Source organism: Desulfobacteraceae bacterium, assembly GCA_022340425.1.
Taxonomy (GTDB): Bacteria; Desulfobacterota; Desulfobacteria; order Desulfobacterales; family JAABRJ01; genus JAABRJ01.
The window spans coordinates 1-15,697 of record JAJDNY010000136.1; the positions used below are offsets into that span (position 1 = coordinate 1).

12 protein-coding genes and 1 pseudogene are annotated in these 15,697 nt (G+C 64.4%); all 13 read left to right on the forward strand.

Going from position 1 to position 15,697, the window contains the following annotated elements; all coding sequences use genetic code 11:
- Positions 1-248: 248 nt before the first annotated feature.
- The 13 genes and pseudogenes from ettA to LJE63_11700 all read left to right on the forward strand — a co-directional run bounded on the left by ettA (position 249) and on the right by LJE63_11700 (position 15,686).
- On the forward strand, positions 249-1,934 hold the full coding sequence (ettA, locus tag LJE63_11640; GenBank protein MCG6907258.1) for an energy-dependent translational throttle protein EttA: 1,686 nt from the start codon (positions 249-251) through the stop codon (positions 1,932-1,934).
- A gap of 452 nt (positions 1,935-2,386) precedes the next feature.
- Positions 2,387-2,905 (forward strand): hydrogenase maturation protease, encoded by a 519-nt coding sequence (locus LJE63_11645; GenBank protein MCG6907259.1) that lies wholly within the window; start codon positions 2,387-2,389, stop codon positions 2,903-2,905.
- Between the two features lie 13 nt (positions 2,906-2,918).
- Positions 2,919-3,032 (forward strand): annotated as a pseudogene (locus LJE63_11650) (helix-turn-helix domain-containing protein).
- A gap of 132 nt (positions 3,033-3,164) precedes the next feature.
- Positions 3,165-6,218: an FAD-dependent oxidoreductase gene (locus LJE63_11655; GenBank protein MCG6907260.1), complete on the forward strand. Its 3,054-nt coding sequence runs from the start codon at positions 3,165-3,167 to the stop codon at positions 6,216-6,218.
- A gap of 76 nt (positions 6,219-6,294) precedes the next feature.
- The gene (locus LJE63_11660) at positions 6,295-6,726 is read left to right on the forward strand and encodes a hydrogenase iron-sulfur subunit (protein MCG6907261.1); all 432 of its coding nucleotides are present in this window, start codon (positions 6,295-6,297) and stop codon (positions 6,724-6,726) included.
- A gap of 123 nt (positions 6,727-6,849) precedes the next feature.
- Positions 6,850-7,968 (forward strand): Coenzyme F420 hydrogenase/dehydrogenase, beta subunit C-terminal domain, encoded by a 1,119-nt coding sequence (locus LJE63_11665; GenBank protein ID MCG6907262.1) that lies wholly within the window; start codon positions 6,850-6,852, stop codon positions 7,966-7,968.
- A 64-nt stretch (positions 7,969-8,032) separates the two neighbouring features.
- Complete coding sequence (locus LJE63_11670; GenBank protein MCG6907263.1) at positions 8,033-8,977, forward strand: methyl viologen-reducing hydrogenase; 945 nt, start codon at positions 8,033-8,035, stop codon at positions 8,975-8,977.
- A complete protein-coding gene (locus LJE63_11675; protein MCG6907264.1) occupies positions 8,974-10,323 on the forward strand; it encodes a Ni/Fe hydrogenase subunit alpha in 1,350 nt (449 codons plus the stop codon). Before LJE63_11670 ends, LJE63_11675 begins: the two co-directional genes overlap by 4 nt.
- A 309-nt stretch (positions 10,324-10,632) precedes the next feature.
- Positions 10,633-11,760, forward strand: coding sequence for an ABC transporter permease (locus LJE63_11680; protein MCG6907265.1), 1,128 nt, complete (start codon positions 10,633-10,635; stop codon positions 11,758-11,760).
- Between the two features lie 30 nt (positions 11,761-11,790).
- Positions 11,791-12,549 carry an ATP-binding cassette domain-containing protein gene (locus LJE63_11685; GenBank protein ID MCG6907266.1) on the forward strand — a complete coding sequence of 253 codons (759 nt, stop codon included), beginning with the start codon at positions 11,791-11,793 and terminating at the stop codon, positions 12,547-12,549.
- Between the two features lie 32 nt (positions 12,550-12,581).
- Entirely contained in the window at positions 12,582-13,604 is a 1,023-nt protein-coding gene (locus LJE63_11690) for an MlaD family protein (protein MCG6907267.1), read from the forward strand.
- A 5-nt stretch (positions 13,605-13,609) separates the two neighbouring features.
- Positions 13,610-14,227, forward strand: coding sequence for a PqiC family protein (locus LJE63_11695; GenBank protein MCG6907268.1), 618 nt, complete (start codon positions 13,610-13,612; stop codon positions 14,225-14,227).
- 160 nt (positions 14,228-14,387) lie between these two features.
- Positions 14,388-15,686, forward strand: coding sequence for an efflux RND transporter periplasmic adaptor subunit (locus LJE63_11700; GenBank protein MCG6907269.1), 1,299 nt, complete (start codon positions 14,388-14,390; stop codon positions 15,684-15,686).
- The last annotated feature ends 11 nt before the right edge of the window (positions 15,687-15,697 follow it).

Below are 15,697 nucleotides of genomic sequence, written 5' to 3' on the forward strand. Positions count from 1 at the left end.
GTAGTAGAGGGGCGCCGGTTGGAGTGCGGCCATCGGCTGCCGCACCAGGAACTTGCAGGGATAATCTTCAAAACCTTGATGAACTGGTAAAAATTTAAAATCCAGACGGTTTCGAAAAAAGTTCAAGCTCAAGGCGTGCAAATCTCAGCGGCGTGAGGCGTACTGCTGTGCGCCGCAGCGACTTCGAGATGCAGCGCAACGCAGAGATTGGGCTTTTTGCGGAACCGTCAACTTTCAAGGAGGACGGCATGCGTCAGCAACCCGACAAGATCATCTGCTCCATGATGCAGGTGAGCAAATACTACGACAAAAAACCTGTGATCCAGGACATCTCGCTGTCCTATTTCTACGGCGCCAAGATTGGTGTGCTGGGCCTCAACGGCTCGGGCAAAAGTTCGCTTTTGCGCATCATGGCCGGGGTTGACACTGAATTCAACGGCAAGCTGACCTTCAGCCCGGGGCTCAGCGTGGGTCTGCTGGCCCAGGAGCCCAGCCTGGACGAGGGTAAAACGGTTCGCCAAACCGTGGAGGAGGCGGTACAGGAGACCGTCGATCTGCTCGCGGAGTTCAACCGTATCAATGAGCAGTTTGGCGAGCCGATGTCAGACGACCAGATGGACGCGCTGATCCAGCGCCAGGGGGAGGTCCAGGAGCAGCTCGACGCCCGCGACGCCTGGGACCTGGACGCCCGGCTGGACATGGCCATGGACGCCCTGCGCTGCCCCGAGGGCCAAACGGCGGTCAAGGTGCTCTCCGGCGGTGAAAAGCGCCGGGTGGCCCTCTGCCGGCTGCTGCTTCAGAAACCGGACATCCTGCTGTTGGATGAGCCCACCAACCACCTGGACGCCGAGTCCGTGGCCTGGCTGGAGCACCACCTGCAGCAGTACGAGGGCACCGTCATCGCCGTCACCCACGATCGCTACTTCCTGGACAACGTGGCCGGCTGGATCCTGGAGCTGGACCGCGGCCACGGCATCCCCTGGAAGGGTAATTACTCCTCGTGGCTGGATCAGAAGCAGGAGCGTCTGCGGCAGGAGGAAAAGGCCGAAAGCCACCGCCAAAAAACCCTGCAGCGCGAGCTGGAGTGGATCCGGATGAGTCCCAAGGCGCGCCAAAGCAAATCCAAGGCGCGCATCAGCGCCTATGAAAAACTGCTCTCGCAGGAAAGCGCCGCCCATGCCCGGGACCTGGAAATCTACATTCCGCCCGGGCCGCGCCTGGGCGAGCTGGTGGTCGAGGCCGAAGGTGTTTCCAAGGCCTACGGCGACCGGCTGCTGTTTGAAGACATGTCCTTCCGGCTGCCGCCGGGCGGGATCGTCGGCGTGATTGGCCCCAACGGCGCCGGCAAATCCACGCTCTTTGAGATGATCATCGGCCGCGAGGCACCGGATGCCGGCACCATTCGCGTCGGCGAGACCGTCCGGCTGGCCTACGTGGACCAGAACCGGGACAGCCTCGATCCCCAGAAAACCATCTGGGAGGTGGTTTCGGGCGGCCGCGACGTCATCGAGCTGGGTGCGGTCTCGGTCAAATCCAGGGCGTACGTGGCGCGCTTCAACTTTACGGGCAGCGACCAGCAGAAAAAAGTCGGCATGCTCTCCGGCGGCGAGCGCAACCGGGTGCACCTGGCCTGCATGCTCAAGGACGGCGGCAACGTCCTGCTGCTGGACGAGCCCACCAACGACCTGGACGTCAACACCATGCGGGCGCTGGAGGAGGCCCTGGAAAACTTCGCCGGCTGCGCCGTGGTGATCAGCCACGACCGCTGGTTTTTGGACCGCATCGCCACCCACATCCTGGCCTTTGAGGGCGACAGCCGGGTGGTGTGGTTCGAGGGCAACTACTCAGACTACGAGGCGGACCGCCGGCGCCGGCTGGGGGCCGAGGCCGACCGCCCCCACCGGATCAAGTACCGTCAGCTGACCCGCGACTGACCCCCCGCGTTTCTCGCAGCCGGCGGGCCCTGTGGAACCCGCTTGCGCTCGGACAGCCACGGGGCCCGCCGGCTGCTGCGATGCTCGGCCCGGGACGATGGGATCAAAACGCCGACCGTAAGACGATAAGTGCCCTTCAGACCGTTATCGCCTTTTAAACCACCCCGACCAGCCCCCCTGATCCTTTCCCCCAGACCGTCGCCTTGCGCCACCCGTGGTACCCCCTTGAAGCGCTGCGGCGCTCGTCCCGGATTTGTTGGATACCAGAACCGGAGCAATTGTGCCGAGAGGGCGGCTCATTTTGTGAAATGTGCAATATGTGCCAAAAAATTTTTCAAAACCGTAAAATATTTTCTTGCATAATTGGCACAAGGCTGTTATGAGGTCCCAATAGACTTTAGATGGCTCTATTCGCTGAATACCATTCAGTTTTTTTCGCAGGCGCTCCCGGTATGAACCCGCTTTTTGAAAAACGGTGTCTGGTTTTCGGCTGCGGAAACCCCCTTCTGGGCGATGACGGCTTCGGGCCGCAGGTCATCGAACGGCTGACCGCTCACCATGAGCTGCCTTCATGGGTGGGCGCCCTGGATGTCGGCACCGCCATCCGCGACATCCTCTTCGACCTGCTGCTGGTGCCCCAAAAACCCGAACGGCTGGTCGTCGTCGACGCCATGGGCCACACCGGCCGGCCGGCCGGGGAGATCCTCGAAATCGAAGTGGATGCCATCAGCCCCGCCAAGATCGTTGATTTTTCGCTGCACCAGTTTCCCACCACCAACATGCTCAAGGAACTCCGGGAATCGACCGCGATGGAGGTGCGCGTTCTGGTGGTTCAGATCGCGCAGATTCCCGAGACCGTTTGGCCGGGCCTCTCCGCACCGGTTCAGGCGGCGGTCCCCAGGATGTGTGCGCGCATCCTGGAAATCCTGCGCTCACCGGTGCGGCCGAAAGTGGGGAGGGATTATGATTGAAATTCAAGTGGGCATGCTGGCCCGTAGGCTGAACGTCCACCGCAATACAGTGTCCAACTGGATCCGGAGCGGGAAGCTCAAAGCCGCCCGAACCGTCGGCAAACGCTACCGCATCCAGGAGGCCGACTGGGCCCGGTTTTGTCGGGAGTACGGTCTCTCGGAGACCGTTTGCCAGGCCGCCGTGAAACGGCCCGGCCATTCGGAACCCACCGGAGCGCGGGGCATGGCCCCCAATCCACATCACACGAGAGAGGTGCATATGTCTGAGAAACCCTTGGGATCTGTTTTGGTGGTCGGCGGCGGCATCGCCGGCATCCAGGCCACGCTGGACCTGGCCAACAGCGGGTACTTCGTCTACATGGTGGAGAAGAGCGCGGGGATCGGAGGGGTGATGGCCCAACTGGACAAGACCTACCCGACCAACGACTGCGCCATGTGAATCGTTTCGCCCAAGTTGGTCGAGTGCGGTCGGCACTTGAACGTTGCGTTACTGACGCTGTCAGAAGTGGTGGAGGTTTCGGGGCAGGCCGGTCATTTCCGGGTGGCCGTCAAGCAGCACCCCCGCTACGTGGACATGGAAAAGTGCATCGCCTGCGGGCTGTGCGCTGAGAAATGCCCCAAGAAAGTCCCCGACGAGTACAACGCCGGGGTCGGCAAGCGCAAGGCGGCCTACATCAAATACGGTCAGTCGGTCCCCCTCAAATACGCCCTCGACCCCGACAGCTGCATTTTTTTAACCCGCGGCAAATGCCGGGCCTGTGAGAAATTCTGCCCCACCGGGGCCATCAATTTCGAAGATCGCGAAAAGGTCGTCACCCTGGATGTCGGCGCCGTGATCCTGGCCCCGGGCTACAAACCCTTCGACCCCTCAGGTTTCGATTTCTACGGCTACCGCCAGATCCCCGATGTCGTCACCAGTCTCGAGTACGAGCGGCTGCTCTCGGCCAGCGGCCCCTGCATGGGGCATCTCGTGCGCCCCTCGGATCACCGCGCGCCCGAGAAGATCGCCTGGGTACAGTGCGTCGGCTCGCGCAACACCAACCGCTGCGACAACGGCTACTGCTCCAGCGTCTGCTGCATGTACGCCATCAAGCAGGCCCTGGTGACCCGCGAGCACCTCACCGGCGGCGACTTGGCGCAGACGGTCTTCTGCATCGACGTCCGCAGCCCCGGCAAGGAATTCGAGCGCTACTACGAGGGCGCCAAGGCCCAGGGGGTCCGGTTTCTGCGGGCCCGCCCGCACACCATCGACCCTGGCCCCGACAACCGCGGCGTCAGCATGCGCTACACCACCGAGGACGGCCGCACCCTGGACGAGACCTTCGACATGGCGGTGCTCTCGGTGGGCCTCGAGGCGCCCGCCGACAGCCAAGCGCTGGCCGAGAAGTTCGGCATCGCTCTGGATCGGCACAACTTCGCCAAAACCGACGCCTATACGCCGGTTTGCAGCAGCCGCGAGGGGATCCTGGTGACCGGCGCCTTCACGGGGCCCAAGGCGATCCCGCGCTCGGTGACCGAGGCCTCCGCGGCGGCTTCCGAAGCCGCCCGGCTGCTCGCGGCCGCCAAAGGCTCCCTGACCCGCAGCAAGACCTACCCGCCGGAGAAAACCCCGACGGGAGCCGCTGCCCGGGTGGGGGTCTTCGTCTGCTCTTGCGGCATCAACATCGCAGGGGTGGTGGATGTCACCGCCGTCGCCGACTATGCCCGCAGCCTGCCCAACGTCGTTTATGTGGGCAACAACCTCTTCACCTGCTCGGCCGACACCCAGGACCTGATCGCCCAGAAGATCCGCGAGCACGACCTCAACCGGGTTGTGATTGCGGCCTGCACCCCGCGCACCCACGAGCCCCTCTTCCAGGACACCCTGCGCGAGGCGGGCCTGAACCCCTATCTGGTCGAAATGGCCAACATCCGCAACCACAACTCCTGGGTGCACCAGAAAATGCCGGAAAAGGCCACCGCCAAGGCCAAATACCAGGTGCGCATGGCGGTTGCCAAGGTTTCTCTGGGCACGCCATTGGAGCGGCTCTCCGTCGATGTGACCCAGAAGGCGCTGGTGATCGGTGGCGGACTGGCCGGCATGCAGGCGGCGCTCAGCCTGGCGGACCAGGACTTTCCGACGGTCCTGGTGGAAAAAAGCGACCGCCTGGGGGGAAACGCCTGGCAGCTGGAGAGCACCGATTTCGGCGAGCCCATTCAACCGATGCTGGCGGCCATAATCGCGCGGGTCCAAGACCATCCCGGCATTCAGGTCCTTAAGAATGCGCGCCTCAAAACGGCGGTGGGCTCGGTGGGGCATTTCGTCAGCCAGATCGAAATCGGCGGGGAAACCCGCGCGGTTACCTACGGGGCGGCTGTGATCGCAACCGGCGCACGTGAGACCGTGCCGGAGGAATACCTCTTTGGGCAGGATGAACGCATCATGACTCACCAGGGCTTCGACAGGCATCTGGCGGGGCATCTCGCGGACCTGCAGCGGGCCCAGAACGTCGTTTTCATCCAGTGCGTCGGCTCCCGTGAGCCTCAGCGCCCCTATTGCAGCCGGATCTGCTGCACCCACACCGTCAAAAACGCCATCAAGCTTAAAAAACTTAACCCCGAGATGCGCGTCTTCGTTCTCTACCGCGACATGCGCACCTATGGCGCGCGCGAACTGCTCTACCGCAAGGCCCGCGAGCTGGGCGTGGTGTTCATCCGCTTCAGCCTGGCCGACAAGCCCCGGGTGGGGCTGCGGGATGGGGAGCTGCAGGTGCAGGTGGCCGATCCGGTCCTCGGCCGGCCGCTGGCCTTAAGCGCCGATTACCTGGTGTTGGCCGCGGCGATCGCACCCACCTTCAGCGAGGAGTTGGTGGAGCTTTATAAATGCGCCGTCAATGAGGACGGCTTCCTCAACGAGGCGCACCCCAAGCTCCGACCGGTGGACATGTCGGTGGACGGATTGTTCGTCGCCGGCCTCTGCAATTACCCCAAGCCGGTGGACGAGGCCATCGCCCAGGCCAATGCCGCGGCTGCGCGCGCGGGCATCATCCTCTCGCAAAAGGAGATGCAGCTGGATGCCATCAAGTCCTTCGTGACCGAGCAGTGTGACGGCTGCGCCCTCTGCCTGGATGTCTGTCCCTACCGCGCCATACGCCTGGAGTCTTACGAGGACCCAAACGGTCGGACCCACCAGCGGATCCGCACCGACCCGGCCCTTTGCAAGGGCTGTGGGCTGTGCGCGGCCACCTGCCCCAAGGGCGGGGTCCAGGTGCACGGCTTCACCCTCGAGCAACTTGGCAGCCAGGTGCGCGCCGCCCTGGAGGCCGCCGGCTGAAAACCCCCGCGGCCACGGCCGCGGAAATGCGATTTGCGCTTTCCCCGGAAAGCAATCTGGACAAGGAGAAATCGTTATGGCGGAAGAGTTCGAACCTGTAATCATCGGCTTTCTCTGCAACTGGTGCGCATACGCCGGCGGCGATCTGGCCGGGGTGTCGCGCCTTCAATACCCCCCCAACATGCGGGCGGTGCGGGTGATGTGCTCCGGTATGGTGCACCCCGACCTGGTGGTCGAAGGCCTGCAGCGCGGCGCCGACGGCGTCATCGTCATGGGCTGACACCTGGGCGAATGTCATTACCTGGATGGTAATCACAAAGCACTGGCCCGGGTGGACGCAATTCAGTTCGTGCTGGAAAATCTCGGCATCGACCCCGCCCGCTTCGAGATCGCGTGGGTCTCGTCGGCCGAGGCGCCGCGGTTTGCCGAAGTGGTCACCCGTTTTACGGAAAAGATCCGGCAGCTCGGCCCCAACCCCCTCAAAACCGCCGCGGTGGCCGTGGGCTGAGGCCGTTATCGGCCCGCTGTCGATGCCCGCAAAAGCGACAACTACCGGAATGATGCGCTGCCAGCCTCGCGGCCGGGGCGGTCAGCCGCCCCGTGGCGCGGATCACAACCGGGGGAGGATGCCATGAAGACCTTTTTCAACCTGATCCAAGAGGTTCAAAAACCCGGGCTTTGCCACCGCTGCGGCGGATGCGTGACCTTCTGCACCGCCATCAACTATGGCGCCCTGGAACTGGACAGCGACGGCAAGCCGCGCTACGGCGAAATCGAGAAGTGCATCGAGTGCGGGTTGTGCCACGCCATCTGCCCCGAAATCGACGAACTGGAGGAGGAAACCCGGCGTCAGGTGGGCTGGAGTGCCCCCATGGGGCGGATTATCGAAACCTCGGTGCTCTCCGCCAGCGACGGCGGGATCCGCCAAAAGGCCACCGACGGCGGGGCGGTGACGGCGCTTTTGCTGCATCTCTTTCACGAGGGGCGCATCGACGGCGCCATCGTCGCCAAGCAGGTCGGCCCGTTCCAGCGCCGGCCCTTCCTGGCCACCTCGGAGGAGGAGATCCTGGCGGCGGCGGGCTTTTTCTTCGACACCTCCCACGGCATGAAAAGCTTCAGCGACCAGTACATGACTTACTCGTCCATCGAGGAGTTCGATCCTCTGGTCAAAAAAGGGCTCGAGCGCGTCGCGCTGGTGGGAACCCCCTGCCAGATCCATTCGGTGCGGCGCATGCAGGCCATGGGGCTGGTGCCCTCGGACAGCATTCGCTTCTGTCTCGGGCTGTTTTGCTCGGGCAATTTCATCTTCGGGGAGGAAGAGCGCGCCAAGCTCGCCGATTGGGGCGCTTTCCGCTGGGAGGAGGTGCGCAAGATCAATGTCAAGGAAGACCTGATGGTCCACCTGCAGGGCGGCGAGATCCGCCGCATTCCACTTGAAAAGTTGGATACGATTCGGCGCTACGCCTGCCGTTTCTGCCCGGACTACGCTGCCGAGTACGCCGACATCTCCTTTGGCGGGATCGGCGCCGACGAGGGCTGGACGACCGTCATCAGCCGCACCCCACTGGGGCGCGCCGCCCTGGCCGACGCCAAGGGCCGGGGTGCGCTGACCGAATACAGTGTCGCCGACAAACCCGACTACGCCAGCCGGGCATTGGAGGTCGTCACGCGCTGGTCTGAGCGCAAGAAGAAGGCGGCCCGTGAAAACCGCAGTTTTCTGGGCACTAAATCCGTTCAGGTCAAAGGCTGAGGGCAAAAGACGGATCGATCGTGAGACCGCTGGCGGACACAACCGCCAGCAGGAGGGCACACACATGACGGTAAAAGTGGCCAGTGAATGGCTGAATTCCTGTTCGGGTTGCGAGATTTCGATCCTGGACACCGGCGAGCGGCTCCTGGACGTGCTCAAGGTGGCCGATTTCGTCCATATCCCGGCGCTCATGGACCACAAGTACTTCGGGCAGCTGGGTGACGGACATCACATCGAAATCCCCGAGGCCGACGTGGGTCTGATCAGCGGCGGCATTCGCAACCAGGAGCACCTTGAGGTGGCCGAGGAGATGCGCCGCAAGTGCAAGGTCATCATCGCCCTGGGCACCTGCGCCACCCATGGCGGCATCCCGGCCATGGCCAACGCCTACACCACCGACGAGGTCCTGGAGCGCTACTACGGCACCGAGACCACCGATCCGCCGGCGGCCTACCCCAGCCGGGGCCTTCCGCCCCTGCTGGATGCCTGCTACGCGGTGGATGAAAAGATCCCGGTGGACATCTACCTGCCCGGCTGCCCGCCGCACCCCGACCACATCTTCGGGGCCCTGGTGGCCCTGGTGGAGGGACGGCCGCCGACGCTCCCGGGCAAAAGCGTCTGCGACACCTGCCCCACGGTCCGCAAGGGCAAGGGGGAGCTGAAAACCATGCGGCGTTTTCTGCAAAACCCGGCCTACGGCGCCCCCGACGAGCCCCTGGACCGGATGCGCTGCCTTCTGGAGCAGGGCTATCTCTGCATGGGGCCGGTGACCCGCGCCGGCTGCGGCGGTGAGGCCATCCGGCCGCGCTGCATCGCCGCGCGCGTTCCCTGTCGCGGCTGCTACGGGCCGGTGCGGCCGGAGGGCAACCAGATGTTGGACATGTTGAACGCCCTGGCATCCAACGGGATCGACGTCCGCTCGCTGCCCGGCATCAAGTCATTGCTCAGATTCTCGGGTGCGCACCACCTGCTGCGCCCGGTTTCGCCTGAAAGGAGGCCCCAGCCATGAGCCAAACCATCACCATCCAACCCATCACCCGCATCGAGGGCCACGCCGCGATCGGCATCCAGCTGGACGACGACGGCAACGTCCGCGACGCGCACCTGGACATCATGTCCTTGCGGGGATTTGAGAAGTTCGTCGAGGGCATGCCGGCCGAGGAGCTGCCGCGCATCGTCAGCCGCATCTGCGGCATTTGCCCCTGGATGCACCACCTGGCCGCCAACAAGGCCGTCGACCGCTGCTTCGGCGCAACACCCCCGCCGGCCGGCCACAAGCTGCGGGAGCTGATGCAGACCATCGCGCATGCCGAGGACAAACTGCTGCACTTCTTCTTCCTGGCCGCGGCCGACTTCGTGATCGGGCCGGACAGCGATTACGCTGTGCGCAACGTCATCGGCATCGCCAAGGCCAACCCCGAGCTGGCCCAGCGGGTGGTCAAAATGCGCTTTCTGGCCAAAATGATCCTGGACAAATTCTCCAGCAAGACGATCCACCCGGTCGCCGGGGTTCCCGGCGGCTTCTCCAAACCCCTGCTGGAGGAGGAGCGGCGGGACATGCTGGCCAAGATGCACGAGATCCTGGATTTCGCGCTCTTCACCATCGAATTCGCCAAGAAGGAGGTCTTCCCCAAGTACCTGGACACCATCCAGACCCTTGGCGTCATCAAGACCGGCTTCATGGGCACCGTGGATTCGGCAGGCGCGCTCAACCTCTACGACGGCAAGATCCGCCTGATGAAGCCCGACGCGGACTTCGTCGCGTTCGACCCCCAGGATTACATCGCCTACATCGGCGAGCACGTGGCGCCCAATTCCTACGGCAAGTTCCCCTACGCCCGCTGCTGGAACGAGGGGTTCTCGCTAGATCTCGAAAACCCCAAGGGCGTCTACCGCGCCAACACCCTGGCGCGCATCAACGTCGCCGATCGGATGGCGACCCCGCGCGCCCAGGCCGAGCTGGAGGAGTTCCGGGCCGCCTTCGGCCGGCCGGCCCAGGCGACCCTGCTCTACCACTACGCCCGCCTGATCGAGGAGGTCTACGCCTGCGAGCGTGCCATCGAGATCCTGCAGGACCCCGGGATCACCGACCCCGACGTGCGCATCGCGGCCGAGCCGCGCGCCGGCCGGGGGGTCGGCTGCGTGGAGGCCCCGCGCGGGACCCTGCTGCATGACTACACCACCGACGAAAACGGCCTGATCGTGAGCGCCAACATGATCGTCGGCACCACCCACAACCTCGGGCCGATGAACATGAGCGTCAACCAGGCGGCCCGCGCCTTGATCCGCAACGGGGAGGTCACCGAGGGGATTTTAAACCGGATCGAAATGGCGGTGCGCGCCTACGACCCATGAATCAGCTGTGCCACTCATCGCCTGGACGGCGATCACGGCGTGACCATCACCATCACCGATTCCCGCGAACAGGTCATCCGCAAATGGCCGCGGACCTGAAAAGACCCCCCCGCTAAACCCTCGCCAGGGTTCCTCCCCCGCCCGGGGGAGGAACCTGCGGCCAACCGCCGCCGGCCCGTCGGCTCGGCGGATTGCGGCTTTCCTTCCGACTGCAAACATGTTATTTTCCGGGCCGTGGCCCGGTCAGGGGCGTTGCCGCGCGCTGCCGACCTGCCGTTGCAACCCCATTGACGCGTGAGGGAAGGGCAGATGCCCAACGACATCCAGCTCCAGCAGCCCGCCCCGGACCGGCTGGTGATCCACTTGAGCGGCAGCTGGCGGATCGACGATCCCAAGCCGGACCTGGAGGCGGTCGCAAGCCGGCTGGCCGAGCGGCCTGAAATCCGCCGGCTGGGCTTTGGCAGCGAGGCGCTCAGCACCTGGGACAGCAGCCTGCTGACCTACTTGCGGCAGCTGATGCGGCTCTGCGAGGGGCGCGAGGTAACGCTGGACCTCGCGGGGCTGCCCGAGGGCGCCCGGCGCCTGCTGAACCTCGCGGCCGCCGTGCCCCCCAAGGAGGATGCCCGCGGAGCGGGCGCGCGCGACGCCTTTCTGGCCTCGGTGGGCGCGGATGCGATCGAATTCTGCAAGTCCTGCGGCGAGCTGATCGGGTTCGTCGGCGCCGCCTTCGTCGCCGGGCTCAACCTGCTATTCGGCCGGGCCCGCTTCCGGCCCCAGGACCTGAGGGGCTTCGTGATGGACTGCGGCGCCCGGGCGCTGCCGATCGTCTCCCTGATCAGCCTCCTGGTGGGCCTGATCCTGGCCTTTATCGGCATCCTCCAGCTGAAGTATTTCGGCGCCCAGATGTTCGTGGCCGACCTGGTGGGGATCGGGATGGTGCGCCAGATGGGGGCCATCATGACCGGCGTCATCATGGCCGGCCGCACCGGCGCGGCCTTCGCCGCCCAGCTGGGCACCATGCAGGTCAACGAGGAGATCGACGCCCTGCAGACCCTGGGCATCGACCCGATGGAATTTCTGGTGCTGCCGCGGATGCTGGCCCTGACCGCGATGATGCCGTTCTTGTGCCTCTACGCCAACCTCATGGGCATCCTGGGGGGCTTTGGCGTGGCGACGGCTCTCTACGGGGTCAACCCCACCACCTACATCCAGCGCACCCTTGAGGCGGTGGGGGCCAACGACCTGTGGGTGGGCCTTTTCATGAGCCTGGTGTTCGGCATCCTGGTGTCCCTGGCCGGTTGCCTGCGGGGCATGCAGTGCGGCCGCAGCGCTTCTGCGGTGGGCGATGCGGCCACCTCGGCGGTGGTCACCGGGATCGTGGCCATCGTGCTGGCGACAGCCTTGATCACCGTGATCTGCGATGTGCTCGGGGTATGAAAAACCTCCCCGCGCAGCCTTGAGCCCAAGATGACCCTGAACGATGACCACATCCGCGTTTCGGACCTGACGGTCGCCTACGGCGATTTCGTGGTCATGCGGGATTTGACCTTCAGCATCCAGCGCGGCGACATCTTTATCATCATGGGCGGCAGCGGCTGCGGCAAGAGCACTCTGCTCAAGGTCATGGTGGGGCTCAAGGCACCGGCCCAGGGGCAGGTCCGCTACGGCGGCGAGAACTTCTGGGAGGCCCGGCCGTCGGTGCAGCGGCGCCTGATGAAGAATTTCGGCGTCCTCTACCAGAGCGGGGCCCTCTGGAGCTCCATGAGCCTGGCGGAAAACGTGGCCCTGCCGCTGCAGCAGTACACCGACCTGGGGCCGGCGGACATCCGCGAGCTGGTGTCCCTCAAAATGGCCCTGGTGGGGCTGGCGGGCTTCGAAGACTTCTTCCCTTCGGAGATCAGCGGCGGCATGCGCAAGCGTGCCGCGCTGGCGCGGGCGATCGCGCTGGATCCGGAGATTCTCTTCTTCGACGAACCCTCCGCCGGCCTCGACCCCTTGAGCGCCAAACGTTTGGACGACCTGATCGTGGAGCTGCGCGACAGTCTGGGCGCGACGGTGGTGGTGGTCACCCACGAGCTGGCGAGCATTTTCGCCATCGGCAGCAACTCGGTCTTCTTGGACGCCGACACCCGCACCATGGCGGCCGTCGGAGATCCCAAGGTGCTGCGCGAGGACACCGGCAATGCCAAGGTCCGCAAATTTCTGCTGCGGGGTGAAAGTGCTTGACCGGGAAGAACGAAAACCGGGGAGTGGCGGGTATGGCCAAGCAGTGGAATAAAACGGTTATCGGCGCGTTTGTGATGAGCGGCATCGTGCTGCTGATCGTGAGCGTGATCCTCTTCGGCGGGGGGCGCTTTTTCGTTGAAAGGCACCGCTTCGTGCTCTTTTTCCAGGGCTCCATCCGGGGGCTTGCCGCCGGTGCGCCGGTGGTCCTGCAAGGGGTCCAGGTGGGCTCGGTGGAGCGCATTTTTCTCCAGGAGGACCCGGAGAGCGGGTCGCTGCGGATCCCGGTGATCATATCACTGGTGCCCGACCAGATCGACACCGGCGGGGTGGCCATCGACGATCTGGATGAGTCCATTCAAAATATGATTGCCCGGGGCCTCAAGGGGCAGCTCATGATTCAGAGTCTGGTGACCGGGCAGCTGGTCATCGAGCTGGATTTCTACCCCGATCTGCCCGTGCGCCTGGTGGGCTCCGACCTGCCGTACCCAGAAATTCCGACCATTCCCTCGTCGCTTGAGCAGATCGCCAAGACCCTCGAGAAGATTCCGGTGCAGCAGCTTTTCGAAAAATTGATCGGCGCCATCGAAGGGATCGAGCGCAACATCAATTCACCGGAGACCCAAAAGGCCCTTAAGGCCCTTCAGCAGACCGCCCTGGGGGCCGAGCGGCTGGTCAACAGCGCTGACGCGGTGGTTGCCGAAGCCGGCCACACCCTCCAAAACCTCGACCAGCAGGTGGGCGCATTGGGCGCCAACCTCAAAACGGTGACCGAAAGTGCCGGCCGGCTGCTGCAGCAGATCGATGCGCAGGTGGCCCCCTTGGGCCAGGAGGCGCGCCAAACCTTGGATGCCACCCGCCGGCTGCTGGCGGAAGCCCAGAACACGGTGGCGGGGGTGGACGGGTTTGTCGGTGAGCGCTCCGAGCTGCGCCAACGGCTGAACCGCTCCCTGGAGGAAATCAGCGCGGCGGCGCGTGCCTTGAGGTCCCTGAGCGACCTGCTGGAGCGCCATCCCGAAGTGCTGCTCAGGGGTAAAAGAGGTCTGGAAAGGAGATAACTTCCATGTCGCGGCGTTTTTTGATATATTTTTCTGTATGCCTGGGAATCGTCCTGTGGGCGCTTGCCGGCTGCACGTCCGGCTCACCGCCGGCGCGCTTTTATCTGCTGGGCGGCTTTGCGCAAGGCGAAGCGTCGTCGATGATGGTCGGAGAAGAAGGGCCTTCGGTTCTGGTGGGGCCCGTCACATTGGCGGCCTACCTGGACCGTGACCAGCTGATCACCCGCAGCGGGCCGGTGGATTTGAAGGTTGCCCCCTTTGACCGCTGGGCCGAGTCCCTCATGGATGGTTTCTACCGGGTGCTGCAGGAAAACCTCTCCGTTCTGCTCGATACCCCCCATGTCAGCACGGTGCTGCAGCAAAGTCCGGGACCGGCGGATTTTCAGGTGGCTGTCCACGTCAGCCGCTTCGACCAGGACGCCGACGGCGGCGCCCACCTGACTGCCTTCTGGTCGCTGGAAAGCTTTCGCGCAGCTGGACCTGTGCTGCGCAAAAAGACCGTGGTGCGCGTCGCCGCGGCTTCGCCCGCCTTGGGCGATCGGGTGCAGGCCCAGGATCAGGCCCTGACCGTTTTCAGCCGTGAAATCGCCGCCGCCGTGGCCGCCGCCAAACCGCAACCTTGATAAAACGTCAGAAAGTCAAAGTACTGCAGGGAAACCTGCCCGTCTTGCCCGATACGGCCCGGATCAACACAGTGTTGGAGCAAAAATTCAGTGCCGGCGGCGTTGGAAGGAGCGCCCCGACGCGAGTTCCAATTTGGATCCCACCCAAAAGGATTGTGCCATGACCTCTCTGAATCGACGACCCAAGCCGCTGAAGGCTTCCATGAAGATCATGTTTCTCTGCGCTGTGGCCGGTCTGGCTTTCGGCTGTGGTGAGCAGAACACCTACGTGGCGCCGCCGCCGCCTGGGGTGACCGTGGCCCTGCCGCTGCAGGAGGATGTCACCGACTACCTGGAGTTCACCGGCACCACCGAGGCGGTTGAAACCGTGGAGGTCCGGGCCCGGGTGTCCGGTTTCCTGGAAAGCATCCACTTCACCCCCGGAACAAACGTCAGGCAGGGGGACCTGCTCTTTGTGATCGACCCGCGCGAGTACGTCGCCGATATGGAAGCCGCCCAGGCCGAGGTCCAGAGCGCCCAGGCCAAGGTGCAATGGGCCCAGATTGAACTGGAGCGGGCCCAACGGCTGTTCCAACAGCGCGCCGGGGCCGAGGCCGATGTGGTCAGATGGCGCGGGGAGCGGGATGTGGCGGCTGCGGCCGTCGCCCGGGGCAAGGCGCGGGTCGAAAGGGCGCAGCTCAACCTGGATTACACGCGGGTGACGGCGCCGATTTCCGGCCGGGTCAGCCGCAATTACGTGGATTTGGGCAATCTGGTGGGGGAAGGAGAGCCCACCCTGTTGACCACGATCACCCGCTTCGACCCGATTTACGCCTACTTCAACCTCAACGAGCGCAACCTCCTCAAGGTGATGAGCGAATACCGCAAGCAGGCGACGGAGAAGGGGTTTAACCCCAAAACGGCGCCCGCCCGGGATATCGGCGTGCCCCTGGGAATGGGTTTGGCCACCGAGCAGGGCTATCCCCATGAGGGCCGTCTCGATTTTGCCGAATCCAGCGTCGATTCCGGCACCGGCACCTTGCAGTTGAGAGGGGTTTTCCCCAATCCCGGCGGGGTGCCGGAAATTCTGCCGGGGCTCTTCGCGCGGGTGCGAATGCCGATCGGGGAGCGCGAGGGGGCGCTGATGGTGGCCGAACGCGCCATCGGCAGCGACCAGGTGGGCCGCTACCTGATGGTGATCGATGCTGAAAACAGGGTGGACAAGCGGCCGGTTCGAATCGGGCAGGTGGTTGACGGGCTGGTGGTGATCACCGAAGGCCTCAGGGCGGATGAACGGGTGGTGGTCAACGGTATTCAGCGGGCCCGGCCCGGGGCAAAGGTCGATCCGGAGGAGACCGATATGGGCAGCCTCAAGACCTCCGCGCTCAAAGCGGCCCTTGAGGTCCGCCAGAGCGTCCCGAAGACAGATGCAGATGCCGGCTCCGCCGCCGACGAAGGTCAAACATCCCAGAAGCCCTGAAGAGGGGAGCC